Here is a 15,735-nt window from a genome sequence, read left to right on the forward strand (position 1 = left end):
GTCTCAAAAATGTTGGAATCGATCCCGTTCATGATTTTGGATCGATTCGATCCAAATCACCGTGATCTGGGCGTGGCTAAAGGGCAACGTCTTGGAGTTAAATTGGAATTGCACTGCGAAAGGCCGTTTGCCACTCTGGCAAAATTAGCTACAAGCGTTGCAACCACATGGGAATCTGCCGGCTCGTAGGGGTATGGACCGGCATCGGAATGATAAGGGCGCGTTGCGCATGAATGTTGGAATGCGAGTGTTAAGGGGGACACTGCTCGCCGCCCTGATGGCCGTCGCCGTGCCGGTCGCCGCGTTCGTGACCGTCCCTCTGGTGTCGTCGCCAGCTGCCGCCCAGACCCTGTCGTCGATTTCCGTCGAAGGAAACCGTCGGGTCGAGCTGGAGACGATCCGTTCGTATTTCAAGCCGGATGCCAACGGGCGCCTTGACCAGGCGAGCATCGACGACGCGTTGAAAGCGCTGATCGGGACCGGTCTGTTCCAGGACGTCAGGATCAACCGTGTCGGCGGCCGGCTCGTGGTCTCGGTCGTGGAAAATCCGGTCATCAACCGGGTCGCGTTCGAGGGCAACAAGAAGGTCAAGGACGAGCAACTGACGGCGGAAATTCAGTCCAAGCCGCGCGGTACGTTCTCCCGACCGATGGTCCAGTCCGACGTCCAGCGAATCGTTGAAATCTATCGCCACTCCGGCCGCTACGATGTGAGCGTTACCCCAGAGATCATCGAGCAACCCAACAACCGCGTCGATCTCGTTTTTTCGATCAGCGAAGGCGGCAAGACCGGCGTCAAATCGGTCGAGTTCATCGGTAACCACGCTTTTTCGTCCTACCGTCTGAAGGACGTGATCAAGACGCATGAGTCGAACTTCCTGAGCTTCCTCGGTGGCGGGGACGTGTATGATCCCGACCGCGTCGAGGCCGACCGTGACTTGCTGCGCCGCTATTATCTGAAGCACGGCTATGCGGACGTTCAGATCGTTGCCGCCTTGACCGAATACGATCCCGCTCGCCACGGGTTCCTCGTGACCTTCAAGATCGACGAAGGCCAGCAATACCGCGTCGGGTCGGTGACATTCGAATCGTCGATTCCGGCGCTCGACGGAAAGTCACTGAGCGGCTTTTCGCACGTCCACGTCGGGTCGCTCTATAACGCCGAAGCGCTCGAGAAATCCGTCGAGGAGATGCAGGTCGAAACGTCGCGGCGCGGATATGCCTTCGCCGTGGTGCGCCCGCGAGGTGATCGCAACTTCGATGCCCATACCGTCTCGATCGTATTCGCGATCGACGAAGGCCCGAGGACGTATATCGAGCGCATCAACATCAGAGGCAACACGCGGACGCGGGACTATGTGATCCGGCGCGAGTTCGATATTTCGGAAGGCGACGCCTACAATCGATCGCTGGTGGATCGTGCCGAGCGCCGCCTGAAGAACCTCGATTTCTTCAAGACGGTCAAGATCACGACCGAGCCGGGGTCATCCAGCGATCGCGTGATTCTCGACGTCGACGTCGAGGATAAGTCGACCGGTGACTTCTCGGTGTCCGGCGGCTATTCGACGACCCAGGGCGCACTCGCGGAAGTCAGCGTCTCGGAGCGTAACCTGCTGGGCCGCGGTCTGTATGCGAAGGCCTCGGTTCAGTACGGGCAGTACGCACGGGGATATTCGCTGTCGTTTGTCGAGCCCTACCTGCTGGACTATCGGGTCGCGCTCGGGCTTGATTTCTACCAGCGTGAGCAGCTCGCCAACCAATACATCTCCTATAACATCAAGACGCTCGGATTCAGCCCGCGGCTCGGCTTCGGCCTGCGGGAGGATCTGACACTGCAATTGCGTTATTCGATCTTCCGGCAGGAAATCGGGCTACCAACATCCCTGCGGAACTGTAACAACAACATTGGCGGTCCGAACTACAATCCGTCACCAGCATTCCTGAATTCAATCGGCCAATTCAATCCGAATAATCCGACCCTCGGCTGTTACTCCGATGGCGAAGCGTCGCTGCCAATCCGCCAGGAGTTGGGCGGCCAGACGCTGACCTCGATGCTCGGCTACACGCTGACCTACAACACCCTCGACAACAACAAGAACCCGACCGACGGTCTTCTGATTGATTTCAGGCAGGACTTTGCCGGTGTCGGTGGTGACGTCAAATATTTGAAGACGGCGATCGATGCGAAGTACTATCAGCCGCTGGTCTCGGACATCGTCGGTCTGGTCCATCTGCAAGGCGGTATTCTGAACAATGTTGGCGCTTACGCCGGACAGAACGGAATTCGCATGCTGGATAATTTCCAGATGGGGCCCAATCTGGTTCGCGGCTTCGCACCGAACGGCATCGGTCCGCGCGATATCAATTTTCTGAGCACGATGGATGCTTTGGGTGGCACCCAGTACTGGGGCGCTTCGGTCGAGTTGCAGATGCCGTTCTGGTTCCTGCCGAAGGAAGTAGGCTTGAAGGGTGCCGTTTACGCGGACGCCGGTTCACTCTGGGGCTACAAGGGACCGACGTCTAACTTGGCGACCAATGAATTCAATGCGCCGGGCTGTATGCCAAGTACGTCGCGCAGCAATCCTGGCACCTGTGCCGGTCTTCAGTTTGACGACACCAACGTGGTCCGGACCTCGGTCGGTGTCGGCCTGATCTGGCAGTCTCCGTTCGGCCCGCTCCGCTTCGACTACGCCGTGCCGATCACAAAGGGCAAGTACGACCGGGTGCAGGAGTTCAGGTTTGGCGGCGGAACGACGTTCTGAGCGTGATCACGGCGTGCACCGCGACGGATGGAATGACGCAACCCGCATTCTTTAAGCAGCCGCCGCCGTTGACGCTGGTGGAGATTGCCGCATCGACGGGGGCGCAGTTAATCGACGCCTCCCGTGGTGAGCAGCGGATTACCGGCCTCGCTTCGCTCGACCAGGCCGGGCCGATGCATCTCACGTTTTTTGACAATCACAAGTATGCCGCGCAACTGGCGGCGACCAGGGCGGGCGCCTGTTTCGTCAGCCCGCGATTCGAGGCCAGCGTACCGGGCCACGTGGCTGTTCTGCGATCGGCGGCCCCGTTTCGTGCGTTCGTGAGGATCGCGCGAGACTGTCATGCCGATACGCTCCGGCCGCAATCCTGGTTCGACAATGCAACCATCGCGGCCTCCGCCGTCGTTCATCCGTCCGCGCATCTCGAAGACGCGGTCGTCGTTGACCCGCTGGCGGTAATCGGTCCCGGAGTCGAAATCGGCACCGGTTCGGTCATCGGTTCGGGCGCGGTGATCGGCCCGGGTGTGCGGATCGGCAGGAATTGCAACGTCGGCGCAGGCACGACGATCCAGGTTGCTCTTATCGGCAACAATGTTCTCATCCATCCCGGCTGTCATATCGGGCAGGATGGCTACGGCTTCATTTTCTTCGGCTCCGAAGGCCATGTTAAGGTTCCGCAGACCGGGCGCGTGCTGATCCAGAACGATGTCGAGATCGGCGCCGGCACAACCATCGATCGCGGCAGCCTGCGCGACACGGTGATCGGGGAGGGGACCAAAATCGACAACCAGGTCCAGATCGGCCATAACGTGACGATCGGCCGACGCTGTCTGCTGGCGGCCCAAATCGGCTTGGCGGGTAGCTTGACGATCGGCGACAACGTGGCGCTGGGCGCCAAGGTCGGGATCAATAACCACCTTCACATCGGTGACGGCGCGCAGGTCGTTGCCATGAGCGGGGTCAAGGACGATATCCCTCCAAACGGCCGCTGGGGCGGTTATTTCGCGAAACCGACCAGGCAGTGGTACCGCGAGCTCTTTGCGGTGGAGCGCTTGGCGCGCGATGGTGCGCCCAACGCCGGATCGGCCACGCCAGATCCAACGGATCGAGGTGCATGAGTAATGGAGTCGCCGATCAAGTTCGAGGAGGTTGATATTGCCACCATCCTCAAAACCCTCCCTCATCGTTATCCATTCCTGCTGATCGACCGGGTCATCAACATTCGCGCCGACCACAGCGGTATCGGCGTGAAGAACGTCACGATCAATGAGCCTGCGTTCCAGGGACACTTTCCGGAACGACCGGTCTATCCGGGAGTGTTGATGATCGAGGGGATGGCGCAGACGGCGGGTGTCATAGGCATCACGTCGGTAGAGGGCACCGAAAAGCCCCGCGCGGTTTATTTCCTGACCATCGACAAGTGCAAGTTTCGCAAGCCGGTCATGCCGGGCGATATCGTCGAATATCACATGCGCAGCATCGGTCGCCGCAAGACGATGTGGTGGTTTCACGGCGACGCGAAGGTGAATGGCGCGACCGTCGCCGAAGCCGACGTCGGCGCGATGCTGACCGACTGATGAGCAAAATCGATCCCACCGCGCGGATTGAAGATGGCGCCGTGATCGGAGAGGCGACCGAGATCGGGCCCTTCTGCATGGTCGGCCCTCACGTCGTCCTTGGCCCGAACTGCCGCCTGATCTCGCATGTGTCCGTCACGGGCCACACGACCATCGGAGCAAATTGTACGATTTATCCGTTCGCCGCGCTTGGCGGTGCGCCACAGGATATGGGTTATCGGAACGAGCCGACGCGCCTCGAGATCGGAGACGGCTGCACGATCCGCGAAAGCGTGACGATGAACGTCGGCAGCCCCAAGGATGTCGGCGTTACCCGCGTCGGCGCCCGCGGGTTCTTCATGAGTTACAGTCATGTCGGCCACGACTGCCAGGTCGGCAATGATGTGGTCTTTGCCAACTCGGCAACGTTGGGAGGGCACTGCAAGATCGGAGATTTCGTCTACATCGGCGGTCTCTCGGCCGTGCATCAGTTCGCGCGTATCGGCAGACAAGCCATGATCGGCGGCCTCACCGGCATTCGCGGCGATGTCATTCCTTATGGCTTCGTCAACGGCCAGCATGGGCACCTCGAGGGTCTCAACGTTGTCGGCATGAGGCGCCGCAAGTTCACCCGCGAGCGTCTCGCCAAGGTCAGGTCCCTCTATCAGGACCTGTTTTACGGGCCGGGTCTATTTGCAGAGCGCCTCGAGCGCGTTCAAGCCCGTGCGTCGGACGATCCTGCCATTGCGGAGATCCTGACGTTTATCGGCGAGGGTAAGCATCGGCCTCTGTGTTTGCCGGTGGGCGGTGCAAACGGGTCTGCATAGCGGAGACGCCGGGAGAGCCATGACTGATCGCGTTTCGGATATCTCTTCGCCGATTGGCTTGATTGCCGGCGGTGGAGTGCTGCCGTTCGCGGTTGCGGATTCGCTTGTGGCGCGAGGCATCAAACCGGTTTTCTTCGCGTTGAAGGGCGTTTGCGATCCGGAGAAGGTGTCGCAGTTCCAACATCACTGGATCGCGGTCGGCCAGATCGGAAAGGTTGCTCGTCTGCTGCGCGCCGAAAACTGTCGCGATCTGGCTTTCATCGGAACGCTGATTCGCCCCGCACTGTCGGAGATTCGCCTGGACTGGGGAACTGTTCGGGTGATGGGACATGTTCTGGCGGCATTTCGCGGCGGCGATGATCATTTGCTGTCGGGGGTCGGCCGCATCCTCGAGCGTGACGGTTTTCGAATGGTGGGCATCAAGGACATTGCCCCGGATCTGCTGATGCCCGCGGGATGCCTGACCCGGAAGACGCCGGATCAATCCGCTACGGCAGACATAGCGAAGGGGCTGGACGTGCTGCGCGCCCTCAGTCCGTTTGACATCGGGCAGGCCGTGGTGGTGATCGACGGTCATGTGGTCGGCGTCGAAGGCATTGAGGGAACGGATGCGCTGTTGGCTCGTATCGCCCAACTGCGCGCCGAGGGACGAATCCGCGCCAAAACCGCGCGCGGCGTGCTGGTGAAGGCGCCGAAGAACGGGCAGGACTTGCGCTACGATCTGCCGACGCTGGGTCCGCGTACCATCGAGAATGCGGCCGCCGCCGGACTCGCCGGTATGGCCGTTGTCGCCGGCAATACGCTCGTTGCCGAACCGCAGGCGCTGGTCGGCGCGGCGGATGCGTCAAGCCTGTTCGTTGTCGGACTGCCTGCGTGATGGCGGACGGGACCGCCGCAAATAGCTCGCGAAGGATATTTCTCATCGCGACCGAGGAGTCGGGCGACCGCCTCGGTTCCAGCCTGATGAAAGTCCTGCGGCGGCGGCTCGATGATGCCGTACGGTTCGAAGGCGTCGGCGGTCGGTCGATGGCGCGCGAAGGCCTGGTGTCGTTGTTTCCGATCGAAGATCTGTCGATCATGGGATTTGCGGCTGTGGTGAAGCAGCTTCCCATGATCCTGCGGCGGATACGCGAAACCGCCGATGCCGTGATCGCGGCTGAGCCCGACATGCTCGTCATTATCGACAGTCCCGACTTCACCCATCGCGTGGCGCGGCGGGTGCGTGCGCGGCGACCAGCCTTGCCGATCGTGGACTACGTCTCGCCTTCGGTGTGGGCGTGGCGGCCCGGTCGGGCGCGGGCCATGCGTCGCTATGTGGATCACGTGCTGGCGCTGCTGCCGTTTGAGCCGGAAGAATATCGCAGGCTCGCAGGGCCGCCTTGCACCTATGTCGGACATCCGCTGATCGAGCAGGTCGGAATGCTGCGGCCGGATGCACAGGAACGCCAGCGGCGCGATGCGCCGCCGCCGGCGCTTCTGGTATTGCCCGGAAGCCGGCGCAGCGAGATCGATCATCATATGGCGGTGTTCGGCGAGACGCTGCGTACGTTACAGCTGGACGCCGGCGAGATGGATGTGGTTCTCCTGACGATGCCGCATCTGATCGAGAAGGTGAAAGCCGCAGTCGCGAGCTGGCCGCTGCAGCCCCGAATCGTCGTTGGCGAGCAGGGCAAGCAAGCGGCTTTTCGTGTCGCCCGTGCAGCCCTCACGAAATCAGGAACCGTCACACTCGAGTTGGCGCTCGCGGGCGTGCCGATGGTTACCGCCTATAGGGGGGGCGCAGTGGAGGCCTGGATCGCACAACGCGTGATCCGCACGTCATCGGTGATTCTGGCCAATCTCGTCATTGGTGAAAACGTCATTCCCGAATTTCTTCAGGAAAACTGTACGCCCGAGAATCTTGCGCCGGCGCTTCGAGAGATTCTGACAGACTCGCCGCTGCGGCGGCGTCAACTCAAAGCGTTTGCCAAACTCGATGCGATCATGGCAACGGGACAGCACTCGCCGAGCGAGCGCGCGGCGGATATCGTCCTTGAAACAATGCACGCGTCCCGCGGACCGGAGTAGTGCGCAAAGAAAAGGATGAGCGGGTCCGTAGCAGCATCCGGCCTCGCCTCATTTCGAGAGTTTATTTGCGGTCGGCCATATCGACGTAATCGCGCCGCGCCGCGCCGGTATAAAGCTGCCGCGGGCGGCCAATCTTCTGTTGCGGATCCTCGATCATCTCGCTCCACTGACTGATCCAGCCGACAGTGCGCGCGACGGCGAACAGAACCGTGAACATCGAGGTCGGGAAGCCCATCGCTTTCAGCGTGATGCCCGAATAGAAATCGACGTTCGGATACAGCTTGCGATCGATGAAATACTGATCGTTCAGGGCGATCTTCTCAAGCTCCAGCGCCACCTTGAGCATCGGATCGTCGCCGTGGCCGGTCTCATCGAGCACCGCGTGACACACCTTCTGCATGATCTTGGCGCGCGGATCGTAGTTCTTGTAGACCCGGTGTCCGAAGCCCATCAGGCGGACATCGCTGTTCTTGTCCTTCACCCTCGTTATGAAGTCGGGAATCCTGTCGACCGTTCCGATGCCGGAGAGCATGGCCAGCGCCGCCTCGTTGGCGCCGCCGTGCGCCGGTCCCCACAGGCAGGCGATGCCCGCTGCGATACACGCGAACGGATTCGCGCCCGACGAACCCGCGATGCGCACGGTCGATGTCGAGGCGTTCTGTTCGTGGTCGGCATGCAGGATGAAGATTGTGTCGAGCGCACCCGCCAGGACGGGGTTGATCTCGTAGTCCTCGCACGGCACGGCGAAGCACATTTGGAGAAAATTCTCGGCAAAGCTCAGCGAATTCTTCGGATACATGAACGGCTGGCCGATGGTATATTTGTAGGCCATCGCAGCCAGTGTCGGCATTTTCGCGATCATGCGCATGGATGCGATCATGCGCTGCTTGGAATCGTTGATGTCGGTGGAGTCGTGATAGAAAGCGGCGAGTGCGCCGACCGCAGCTACCATGACCGCCATGGGGTGAGCGTCGCGGCGGAAGCTCTGGAAGAACCGCGTCATTTGCTCGTGAACCATGGTGTGGTGAATGACACGCTGGTCGAAATCGAATTTTTGCGACTTGGTGGGCAGTTCACCGTAGAGCAGCAGATAGCAGGTTTCGAGGAAATCGCCTTTTTCTGCGAGCTGCTCGATCGGATAACCGCGATATTCGAGCACGCCTGCGTCGCCGTCGATATAGGTGATCTTGGACTGGCAACTGGCGGTGGACGTGAAGGCAGGATCATAAGTGAACAGGCCAGCTTGCGCGTAGAGCTTGGCGATGTCGATGACGTCCGGTCCGACCGTGCCACTCAAAACGGGAAGCTCATAGGTCGTGTTGTCGACCGTCAGCGTTGCGGTTTTTGTGCTTGTTGCGTTCATCGCGAAGCCCCCGATGAGATCGTTGCGGGCCGGCTGGTTCTCTCGATGAGATAGAGAGACTGGCCGGTTATTCCAGAAGCGCCGCGCAATGGGTTATCGTATTGCTGTTTGCACCGCAAGATCGCCAGACATCGGTGGTCGGCGTTACGGCGAGCTTTGGTCGTCAAGCCGAGCCAGACACGTCTCTTTTCCAAGCACGGCGAGGACATCGAATATGCCCGGCGATGTCGTTCGTCCCGTCAAGGCGATGCGAAGCGGTTGCGCGATGGCGCCGAGCTTCAGATTGTTTTGCTCGGCAAAGGTTCGCATCGCGGCTTCGGTGGTCTGCGCGCTCCATGATGTGACCGTTTCAAGCGTTGTGCGGAGTCTGCCGATCAGCGCGCGAGTCTCCGAGGTCAGCAACGGGATGGCTTTGGCGTCCAGTGTCAACGGCCGATCGGCGAAGATAAACCGGGCGCTGTCGATCAGTTCGATCAGGGTCTTGGCCCGTTCCTTGAGTCCGGGCATCGCGCGCAGCAGTTGCGCTCGCGTGGCATCGTTGAGTTTCGGCTTGAGGTCCGCTCCGCGGGGAACGTAATCGAGCGCATCCTGGAACAGGTCTACAAGAACGTGATCGTCACAATTGCGGATATAGTGGCCGTTGAGGTTTTCGAGTTTGGCAAAGTCGAAGCGCGCCGCGGATCGTCCGATCGCGGACAGGTCGAACGCGTCGATCATTTCCTGTGTGGAGAAAATCTCCTGATCGCCATGGCTCCAGCCGAGCCGGACCAGATAGTTGCGGAGTGCCGCCGGCAGATAACCCATGGCGCGGTAGGCATCCACTCCCAGCGCGCCGTGGCGCTTCGAGAGTTTCGATCCGTCGGGGCCGTGGATGAGTGGAATATGGGCCATCGTCGGGAGAGCCCATCCGAGAGTATCGTAGATCTGCTTTTGGCGGGCGGCGTTGATGAGGTGGTCGTCGCCGCGAATGATGTGCGTGACTCCCATGTCATGATCATCGACCACGACCGCGAGCATGTAGGTCGGAGTGCCGTCACCCCGCAGCAGCACGAGGTCGTCGAGGTTCTCGTTCTGCCAGACAACACGCCCCTGAACCTGATCCTCTATCACGGTCTCGCCGCTCAGAGGCGCCTTGAGGCGAATGGTCGGTTTGAGATCCGGCGGGGCTTCCGATGGATCGCGGTCGCGCCAACGGCCGTCGTAAAGCTTGGCGCGACCCTCGGCGCGCGCCTTCTCCCGCATCTCGGCCAGCTCTTCCGGCGTTGCGTAGCATCGATAAGCCTTGCCTTCGGCAAGCAACTGCTCAGCGATGTCGCGATGCCGTGCGACGCGGGAAAACTGGTACACGACATCGTCGTCCCAGTCGATTCCCAGCCATTTGAGCCCGTCAAGGATAGCCTCGATTGCCGCCGTCGTGGAGCGCGCGCGATCGGTGTCCTCGATCCGAAGCAACATCTTGCCGCCGTGCTTGCGCGCATAGAGCCAATTGAAGAGCGCAGTTCGGGCGCCTCCGATGTGAAGAAAACCGGTCGGAGACGGTGCGAAGCGGGTGACGACGGATGCAATCATTTTCGGGGATCTGAACCTTTCAGGACGGTATCGGCGGAGGCCGTTTATCACACCCCGGATTCGCGCGCACGGCTAATTGCGGCCACCTTGCGCCGTCAATTCGGTGAAGTGAAGAGGCTGCCCCGGCCCGGTTGCCAGCAGCATCTCGGCCCTTGGCGGGCGCTTGCGGATTTGGCACATAGGCTCAGCTTTGAAAGGCATACAATGACTGACGAATCGACCGCGGATGCGGGCCGGGATTTCATACGCGATATCGTGGCGGCTGATCTCGCGTCTGGAAAGCACAAGAGCGTCGTCACCCGGTTCCCACCGGAGCCGAACGGCTATCTGCATCTGGGACACGCCAAATCGATCTGCCTGAATTTCGGCATTGCCGAGGAGTTCGGCGGATGCTGCCACCTGCGTTTCGACGATACCAATCCGACCAAGGAGGAGCAGGAATACATCGACGCGATCCAGCGCGACGTCCGCTGGCTCGGCTTCGATTGGGGGAAGAACCTCCACTATGCCTCGGATTATTTCGAGCAGCTCTACGCCTGGGCGCAGCACCTCGTTCGCGCGGGCAAGGCCTACGTCGATGACCAGTCGCAGGAGGATATCCGGCTCGCGCGCGGCACGCTGACCGAGCCCGGCAGGGACAGTCCGTTCCGCGATCGGCCGGTCGATGAAAATCTCGACCTGTTCGCGCGGATGCGGGCCGGAGAATTTCCCAATGGTGCGCGGGTTCTGCGTGCTAGGATCGACATGGCGTCGGGCAACATCAACCTGCGCGATCCCGTGCTCTACCGGATACTCCATGCCCCTCATCCACGCACGGGCACGGCGTGGAACATCTATCCGAGCTACGATTTCGCCCACGGGCAGTCGGACTCGATCGAACACATCACGCATTCGATCTGCACGCTGGAGTTCGAGGATCACCGGCCGCTCTATGACTGGTTTCTCGACAACCTTCCGGTGCCGTCGCGGCCGCATCAGTACGAATTCGCACGGCTCAATGTCACGCACACCCTGTTGTCGAAGCGGATACTGACCGAACTCGTCCGTGGCGGTCACGTCGCGGGCTGGGATGATCCGCGCATGCCGACGCTTGCGGGCTTGCAGCGGCGCGGCGTACCGGCCGAGGCGTTGCGCGAGTTCATCAAACGGATCGGCGTTGCCAAAGCCAACAGCACCGTCGACGTCGGAATGCTCGATTTCGCGATCCGCGAGACTCTCAACAAAAGCGCACCGCGTCGCATGGCCGTCCTGCGTCCGCTCAAGATCGTGATCGAGAACTATCCGGAAGGCGAGAGCGAGGAGCTTGAGGCGGTCAACCATCCCGACGATCCATCGCGGGGCACGCGACGGATCCGGTTCGGGCGCGAACTCTATATCGAGCAGGATGATTTCATGGAGAATCCGCCCAAGAAATTTTTCCGTCTTTCACCCGGCCGAGAAGTGCGGCTGCGTTATGCCTATTTCGTCACCTGCCGCGAGGTGGTCAAGAATGCGGCGGGCGACGTGGTCGAACTCCGCTGCACTTACGATCCCGCGACCAAAGGCGGCAACGCGCCCGACGGCCGCAAGGTGAAGGCCACGATGCACTGGGTGAGCGCAGCCGAGGCCGTGCCGGCCGAGATCAGACTCTACGGTCATCTGTTCGCAACGGCGCAACCCGACGCCGCGAACTTTGCATCCGAACTCAATCCGCAATCGCTGGAGACGCTGTCCGGCATGGTCGAGCCCGCGCTTGCCCGCGACGATACAGATGGCGCAGTGCAGTTCGAACGGCAGGGCTATTTCTGTCGGGACCGGGATTCCTCTCCCGGCCGGCTGGTGTTCAACCGGACGGTCGGCCTGCGCGACACCTGGGCCAAGGTCGCGGCGGCCGGCTCCTGATTTCGTCGGTATTCCGTATCCGTTCCACTGTTCTTTGCGCGGTCTCTTCCGTTAGCATTGTGCTGCGAGGGCGCGAGGGGTGGCCGGATGCCGGAGCGGGGCAGGGCTCGGGATCGGGCGGGGGGATACGCAGGAACGTGGCCGTCGCGGCAAGCCGTCGCTGCCAGTCCCTCACAAACTCCTTCGGGCACTTTGCCGGCACTTGTGGCACGGCTGCGAGCCTGGGCGCGCGCGGAAGCGGGAGCCGGGCGGTTGTTGCCCTGGGTGCCGGTGGCGTTCGGCGCAGGCATCGCGATCTATTTTTCGGCCGATCACGAGCCGATAGCCTGGGTTGTCGCCGCAACTGCGGGGGCCCTTTGTGTCGCGGCACTGTTACTGCGTCGGCATCGGCTGTTTCCTGCCGCCGTGATGATCGCAGCGATGGCCACGGGCTTCGCCGTCGCCACGGTGAATACGGCGCGGGTTGCGCACGTCGTCCTGACGCGGCCGATGTACTCGCCGTTGATCAAGGGCTTCGTCGAAACCCGCGAGGTACGCGAGCGCACCGACAGATTTGTTCTGCGTGTCGTCCGGATGGACGATCCGTGGCGGCACGTCAAACTGGATCGCGTGCGGCTGTCGGTCAAGAAGGGCACCGCGCCCGCCGTCGGCAGTTTCGTGGAATTGAAAGCGCGGTTGCAGCCGCCGCTCACACCTTTGCGGCCCGGAAGCTACGATTTCGCACGCGACATGTATTTCCAGGGCATCGGCGCCTCCGGCTTCGTCATGGGCGCCATCAAAATCGTGAATCCACCGCGCGGCGGCGGCATCGCGCTGCGCTATGCCGCGCTGATGCAGGAGATGCGCGACGCCATCGACGCCCGCATCCGCTTAGTTCTCAGCGGTGATTCGCGGGCGATTGCCACCGCGCTCCTGACCGGGCGGCGCGACGCCATCACGACACCCGTCAACGACGCGATGTTCATTTCGGGGCTGGGCCATGTGCTGTCGATTTCCGGCTATCACATGGCCGTGGTCGCCGGCGTGGTGTTCTTCGCGGTGCGCGCGCTGCTCGCGCTGATCCCGGCGCTGACGGCGACCTTCCCGATCAAGAAATGGTCGGCGGCGGCGGCGCTCGCCGCGGCTGCGTTTTATCTCCTGCTGTCGGGCGCCGAGGTCGCGACCCAGCGCTCGTTCTTCATGACGGCGGTGGTACTGATTGCGATCATGGTCGATCGGCGCGCTATCACGTTCCGCACGCTGGCGGTCGCGGCGATGATCGTGCTCGCGATTGCGCCGGAGGCATTAGTGCATCCGAGCTTTCAAAGATTGAATGCGCCAATGGCGTAGATCGCGTTTCGGCGGGTAAACCTATTGAATTGTCTATGATTTTTGAACCGGACGAGAATGGGCACCGTGAACAAAAACCGCTCGAAACAGGGCTAAAATCCGAGAACGGCGGCACAGAGTCCCGGAAAAAGTCCCGGAATGGTCTGGCGTGTTCACATGACGTTCTCGGTGGGGCCGTATGAGCGGGCACTTCTCCAAGCGAAAGCGGTACGCGCTCGACGTCGAGGCCTGGGTGCAGTTCAAGCTGCTCCGAATGGCCGCCCTTCACCCTGAGACGACCAAGGCAGACCTAGCCGTCTTTGCCGAGATCATCCAGAGGTACAAGGGCTGGAGCGGGAATGGGTTTGTTTCTGATCATGAGCTCTGCGACCTCACCGGCCTCTCCGATCGTACAGTGGGCCGAGCGCGGCAACACATGGTCAGCCTCGAATTCGTGCAGGTAGTCCGGGCCGGTGGTCGCGGTCACGCCACCGTCTACACCCCCAACTTTAGTCTAGTTCCACAAAAGGGTGACACAGGTGTCACCGATAAAAAGGGTGACATTCCTGTCACCGAAACGGACGAGAATGTCACCCTAAATGGTAGTTATGGTGACACCAGTGTCACCCCCTCCTATCCTCAAGACCGGTTCTTAACCGGTCCCTTGAGAGATAGACATGACTCCGCGCCGGCTACGCCGCCCCGTGCGGCCGGGCTGGTGCCCGCCGCAGGGGAAGCGCCGGAGGAAGAATTAACGTTGGGGGCGCTCCTTACCGCGTATGTGCCTGCCGACATGAGCAAGCCCGCCCGAGCCGCCTATAAGAGGGCGTGGGGTGCCGTCCCTCCAGATGCTGACCTTTCCATGGTGATCCAAGCGGCAGCGGACTGGCATGAAAGCTGGGGCGCGCAGAACAATCCAAACGCCCCCCGCATGAGCCTGGTCCGGTGGCTCAAGGACGAGATGTTCCGCAAGCCCGCTCCGAAGGGGTTCAACAAGGTAGAGCGCCCGGCCAAACTTCCTGATGAGAAGTTTGGTACCGGTAAGGCCAAGCCGGCCAAGCCCCGCAAGCCAGCCGGCCCCACCACGGCCCGCATCACCGCCGCGAACGTTATGGAGCTTGGTCACGGATCTTCGGAATTGCACTTCGCCACCACCGATGAGGACGGCGCGGTATTGGAGCACGTCATTATACTAGAGCATCATGACGGCGATACGCAGTATGACGGCCAGAAACAGCTAGGTGAACTTGTTCGGGCGGCCGGCCTGAATCAGATTGAAGACCCGGCCGAGTTGCTCGGTCGGACGATCATCCTGACGGGTGACGATGAGGAGTTTGCCGCACCAACGACGCGGCCGGACGACGAGCCGCCTATCCCAGAGAGGCCGGAGCCGGTGCGGCACGCAAATCAAACGGAAAGCACACAGAGCGCGGCGGAATTTGCCGAGCGCATGGCGGCAACACTCAACGACGCCGATTGGCCCGATTGGCTGGACGCAGCTTAACGCGTCGGTCTGCACCGAGCGGCCCTTTCCACCACCACCTGGAGTTCTGGCCGGAGGCGGTGAGGCCGGCGTCGGAACCACCCACCCCCAACGTCGTTACTTTCCGATGGAGTTGGGTATGAGTTGGTCCCCTTCGATCGTTCCCGCCGCGGAGACGGTATACCTCGTGGAGGATTGTTTCAGTGGGCAAGGTTGCTGTTGGCGCGAAGCCGATAGCGACAAGACCGATCTTGAGACCGTTATCGCCGACCTGATGTCCGGCCAGTACAACGACCCCCGCCGAGTCATTGTTTTCAACACCGCCGATCATTGGTCTGAGGACGTCTCTGCGGACATCGCGCGTGAGATTCAGCGTCGGGCGGATCTGGCTTACGAAGATATCTCGTCGACGCTCGATCATTTTATTGAGCGGCACGCCTTACCAGAGCGGCAGTTGGCATTGAGGCTTGATGCCGTTAGGAGCCTCCGATGACCAACGCTGAAATTCTCGCCAGGGCCATCCTCGACATCGAACTGGTGATTGCCGATCATCTACAGCCGTGTCGACCACCTGACCCGCAGCGGGCTCTGGAAGAGATATTGACGATCCTAAACCAAGCCAGGGCCGTCGAAGTAGCGGAGCGGGTGCAGGCCGGCTACGTCGGGCCAAGGCCAGTGAAGTAGGGGCCTATGCTGCCTGCGGCGCCCCACGAGGCCGGTAGCTTTCTCACAACGATATGACCGGTACGCGCACCAGTGGCGCGCTATGGCCCGCTATGGCCCAGCAAATTTATTTCTGAGATCGCTCCCACTTTTCGCCGCAGAACGTATTTGTCTTTATGGCACGCTGGCGAACCAAAACCACAACACTGAAGAACGGGACGAAGGTCACCAGGGCGGTGGCCGCTCTGCTCACCGAT

General features: G+C 61.2%; 12 protein-coding genes and 1 pseudogene. 11 read left to right on the forward strand and 2 right to left on the reverse strand.

Annotated elements, in window-relative coordinates:
• The first annotated feature begins 229 nt into the window (after window positions 1–229).
• From bamA to lpxB, 6 genes are read left to right on the forward strand one after another with little or no spacing between them, the layout of a single operon-like run.
• Window positions 230–2,761: an outer membrane protein assembly factor BamA gene (bamA, locus tag NHAM_RS08690; protein WP_011510200.1), complete on the forward strand. Its 2,532-nt coding sequence runs from the start codon at window positions 230–232 to the stop codon at window positions 2,759–2,761.
• A gap of 32 nt (window positions 2,762–2,793) precedes the next feature.
• Entirely contained in the window at window positions 2,794–3,879 is a 1,086-nt protein-coding gene (gene lpxD / locus NHAM_RS08695; protein WP_011510201.1) for a UDP-3-O-(3-hydroxymyristoyl)glucosamine N-acyltransferase, read from the forward strand.
• Window positions 3,880–3,882: 3 nt separating this feature from the next.
• Entirely contained in the window at window positions 3,883–4,338 is a 456-nt protein-coding gene (fabZ, locus tag NHAM_RS08700; RefSeq protein ID WP_011510202.1) for a 3-hydroxyacyl-ACP dehydratase FabZ, read from the forward strand.
• Window positions 4,338–5,144: an acyl-ACP--UDP-N-acetylglucosamine O-acyltransferase gene (gene lpxA / locus NHAM_RS08705; RefSeq protein WP_011510203.1), complete on the forward strand. Its 807-nt coding sequence runs from the start codon at window positions 4,338–4,340 to the stop codon at window positions 5,142–5,144. Before fabZ ends, lpxA begins: the two co-directional genes overlap by 1 nt.
• A 19-nt stretch (window positions 5,145–5,163) precedes the next feature.
• Window positions 5,164–6,021, forward strand: a complete 858-nt coding sequence (locus NHAM_RS08710; protein WP_011510204.1) for an LpxI family protein — start codon at window positions 5,164–5,166, stop codon at window positions 6,019–6,021.
• A complete protein-coding gene (lpxB, locus tag NHAM_RS08715) occupies window positions 6,021–7,211 on the forward strand; it encodes a lipid-A-disaccharide synthase (protein WP_011510205.1) in 1,191 nt (396 codons plus the stop codon). Before NHAM_RS08710 ends, lpxB begins: the two co-directional genes overlap by 1 nt.
• Before the next feature lie 61 nt (window positions 7,212–7,272).
• Here lpxB and gltA read toward each other — a convergent pair whose 3' ends face one another.
• Together gltA and gltX are read right to left on the reverse strand one after the other, a co-directional pair.
• A complete protein-coding gene (gene gltA / locus NHAM_RS08720) occupies window positions 7,273–8,574 on the reverse strand; it encodes a citrate synthase (RefSeq protein ID WP_011510206.1) in 1,302 nt (433 codons plus the stop codon).
• A 144-nt stretch (window positions 8,575–8,718) separates the two neighbouring features.
• Entirely contained in the window at window positions 8,719–10,143 is a 1,425-nt protein-coding gene (gltX, locus tag NHAM_RS08725) for a glutamate--tRNA ligase (RefSeq protein ID WP_041357859.1), read from the reverse strand.
• A 204-nt stretch (window positions 10,144–10,347) separates the two neighbouring features.
• Here gltX and NHAM_RS08730 point away from each other — a divergent pair, with 204 nt between their 5' ends.
• The 5 genes and pseudogenes from NHAM_RS08730 (at window position 10,348) to NHAM_RS08750 (ending at window position 15,499) form a co-directional block, all read left to right on the forward strand.
• Window positions 10,348–12,024 carry a glutamine--tRNA ligase/YqeY domain fusion protein gene (locus NHAM_RS08730; RefSeq protein ID WP_011510208.1) on the forward strand — a complete coding sequence of 559 codons (1,677 nt, stop codon included), beginning with the start codon at window positions 10,348–10,350 and terminating at the stop codon, window positions 12,022–12,024.
• 87 nt (window positions 12,025–12,111) lie between these two features.
• Window positions 12,112–13,329: pseudogene (locus NHAM_RS08735) on the forward strand (ComEC/Rec2 family competence protein); the annotation flags it as partial.
• A gap of 202 nt (window positions 13,330–13,531) precedes the next feature.
• Window positions 13,532–14,836: a hypothetical protein gene (locus NHAM_RS08740; RefSeq protein ID WP_011510210.1), complete on the forward strand. Its 1,305-nt coding sequence runs from the start codon at window positions 13,532–13,534 to the stop codon at window positions 14,834–14,836.
• Between the two features lie 106 nt (window positions 14,837–14,942).
• On the forward strand, window positions 14,943–15,308 hold the full coding sequence (locus tag NHAM_RS08745; protein WP_245270035.1) for a hypothetical protein: 366 nt from the start codon (window positions 14,943–14,945) through the stop codon (window positions 15,306–15,308).
• Window positions 15,305–15,499 (forward strand): hypothetical protein, encoded by a 195-nt coding sequence (locus NHAM_RS08750; protein WP_041357860.1) that lies wholly within the window; start codon window positions 15,305–15,307, stop codon window positions 15,497–15,499. The genes NHAM_RS08745 and NHAM_RS08750 overlap by 4 nt, the downstream gene beginning before the upstream one ends.
• Window positions 15,500–15,735 lie beyond the last annotated feature (236 nt).

It is taken from the genome of Nitrobacter hamburgensis X14 (assembly GCF_000013885.1).
Lineage (GTDB): Bacteria > Pseudomonadota > Alphaproteobacteria > Rhizobiales > Xanthobacteraceae > Nitrobacter > Nitrobacter hamburgensis.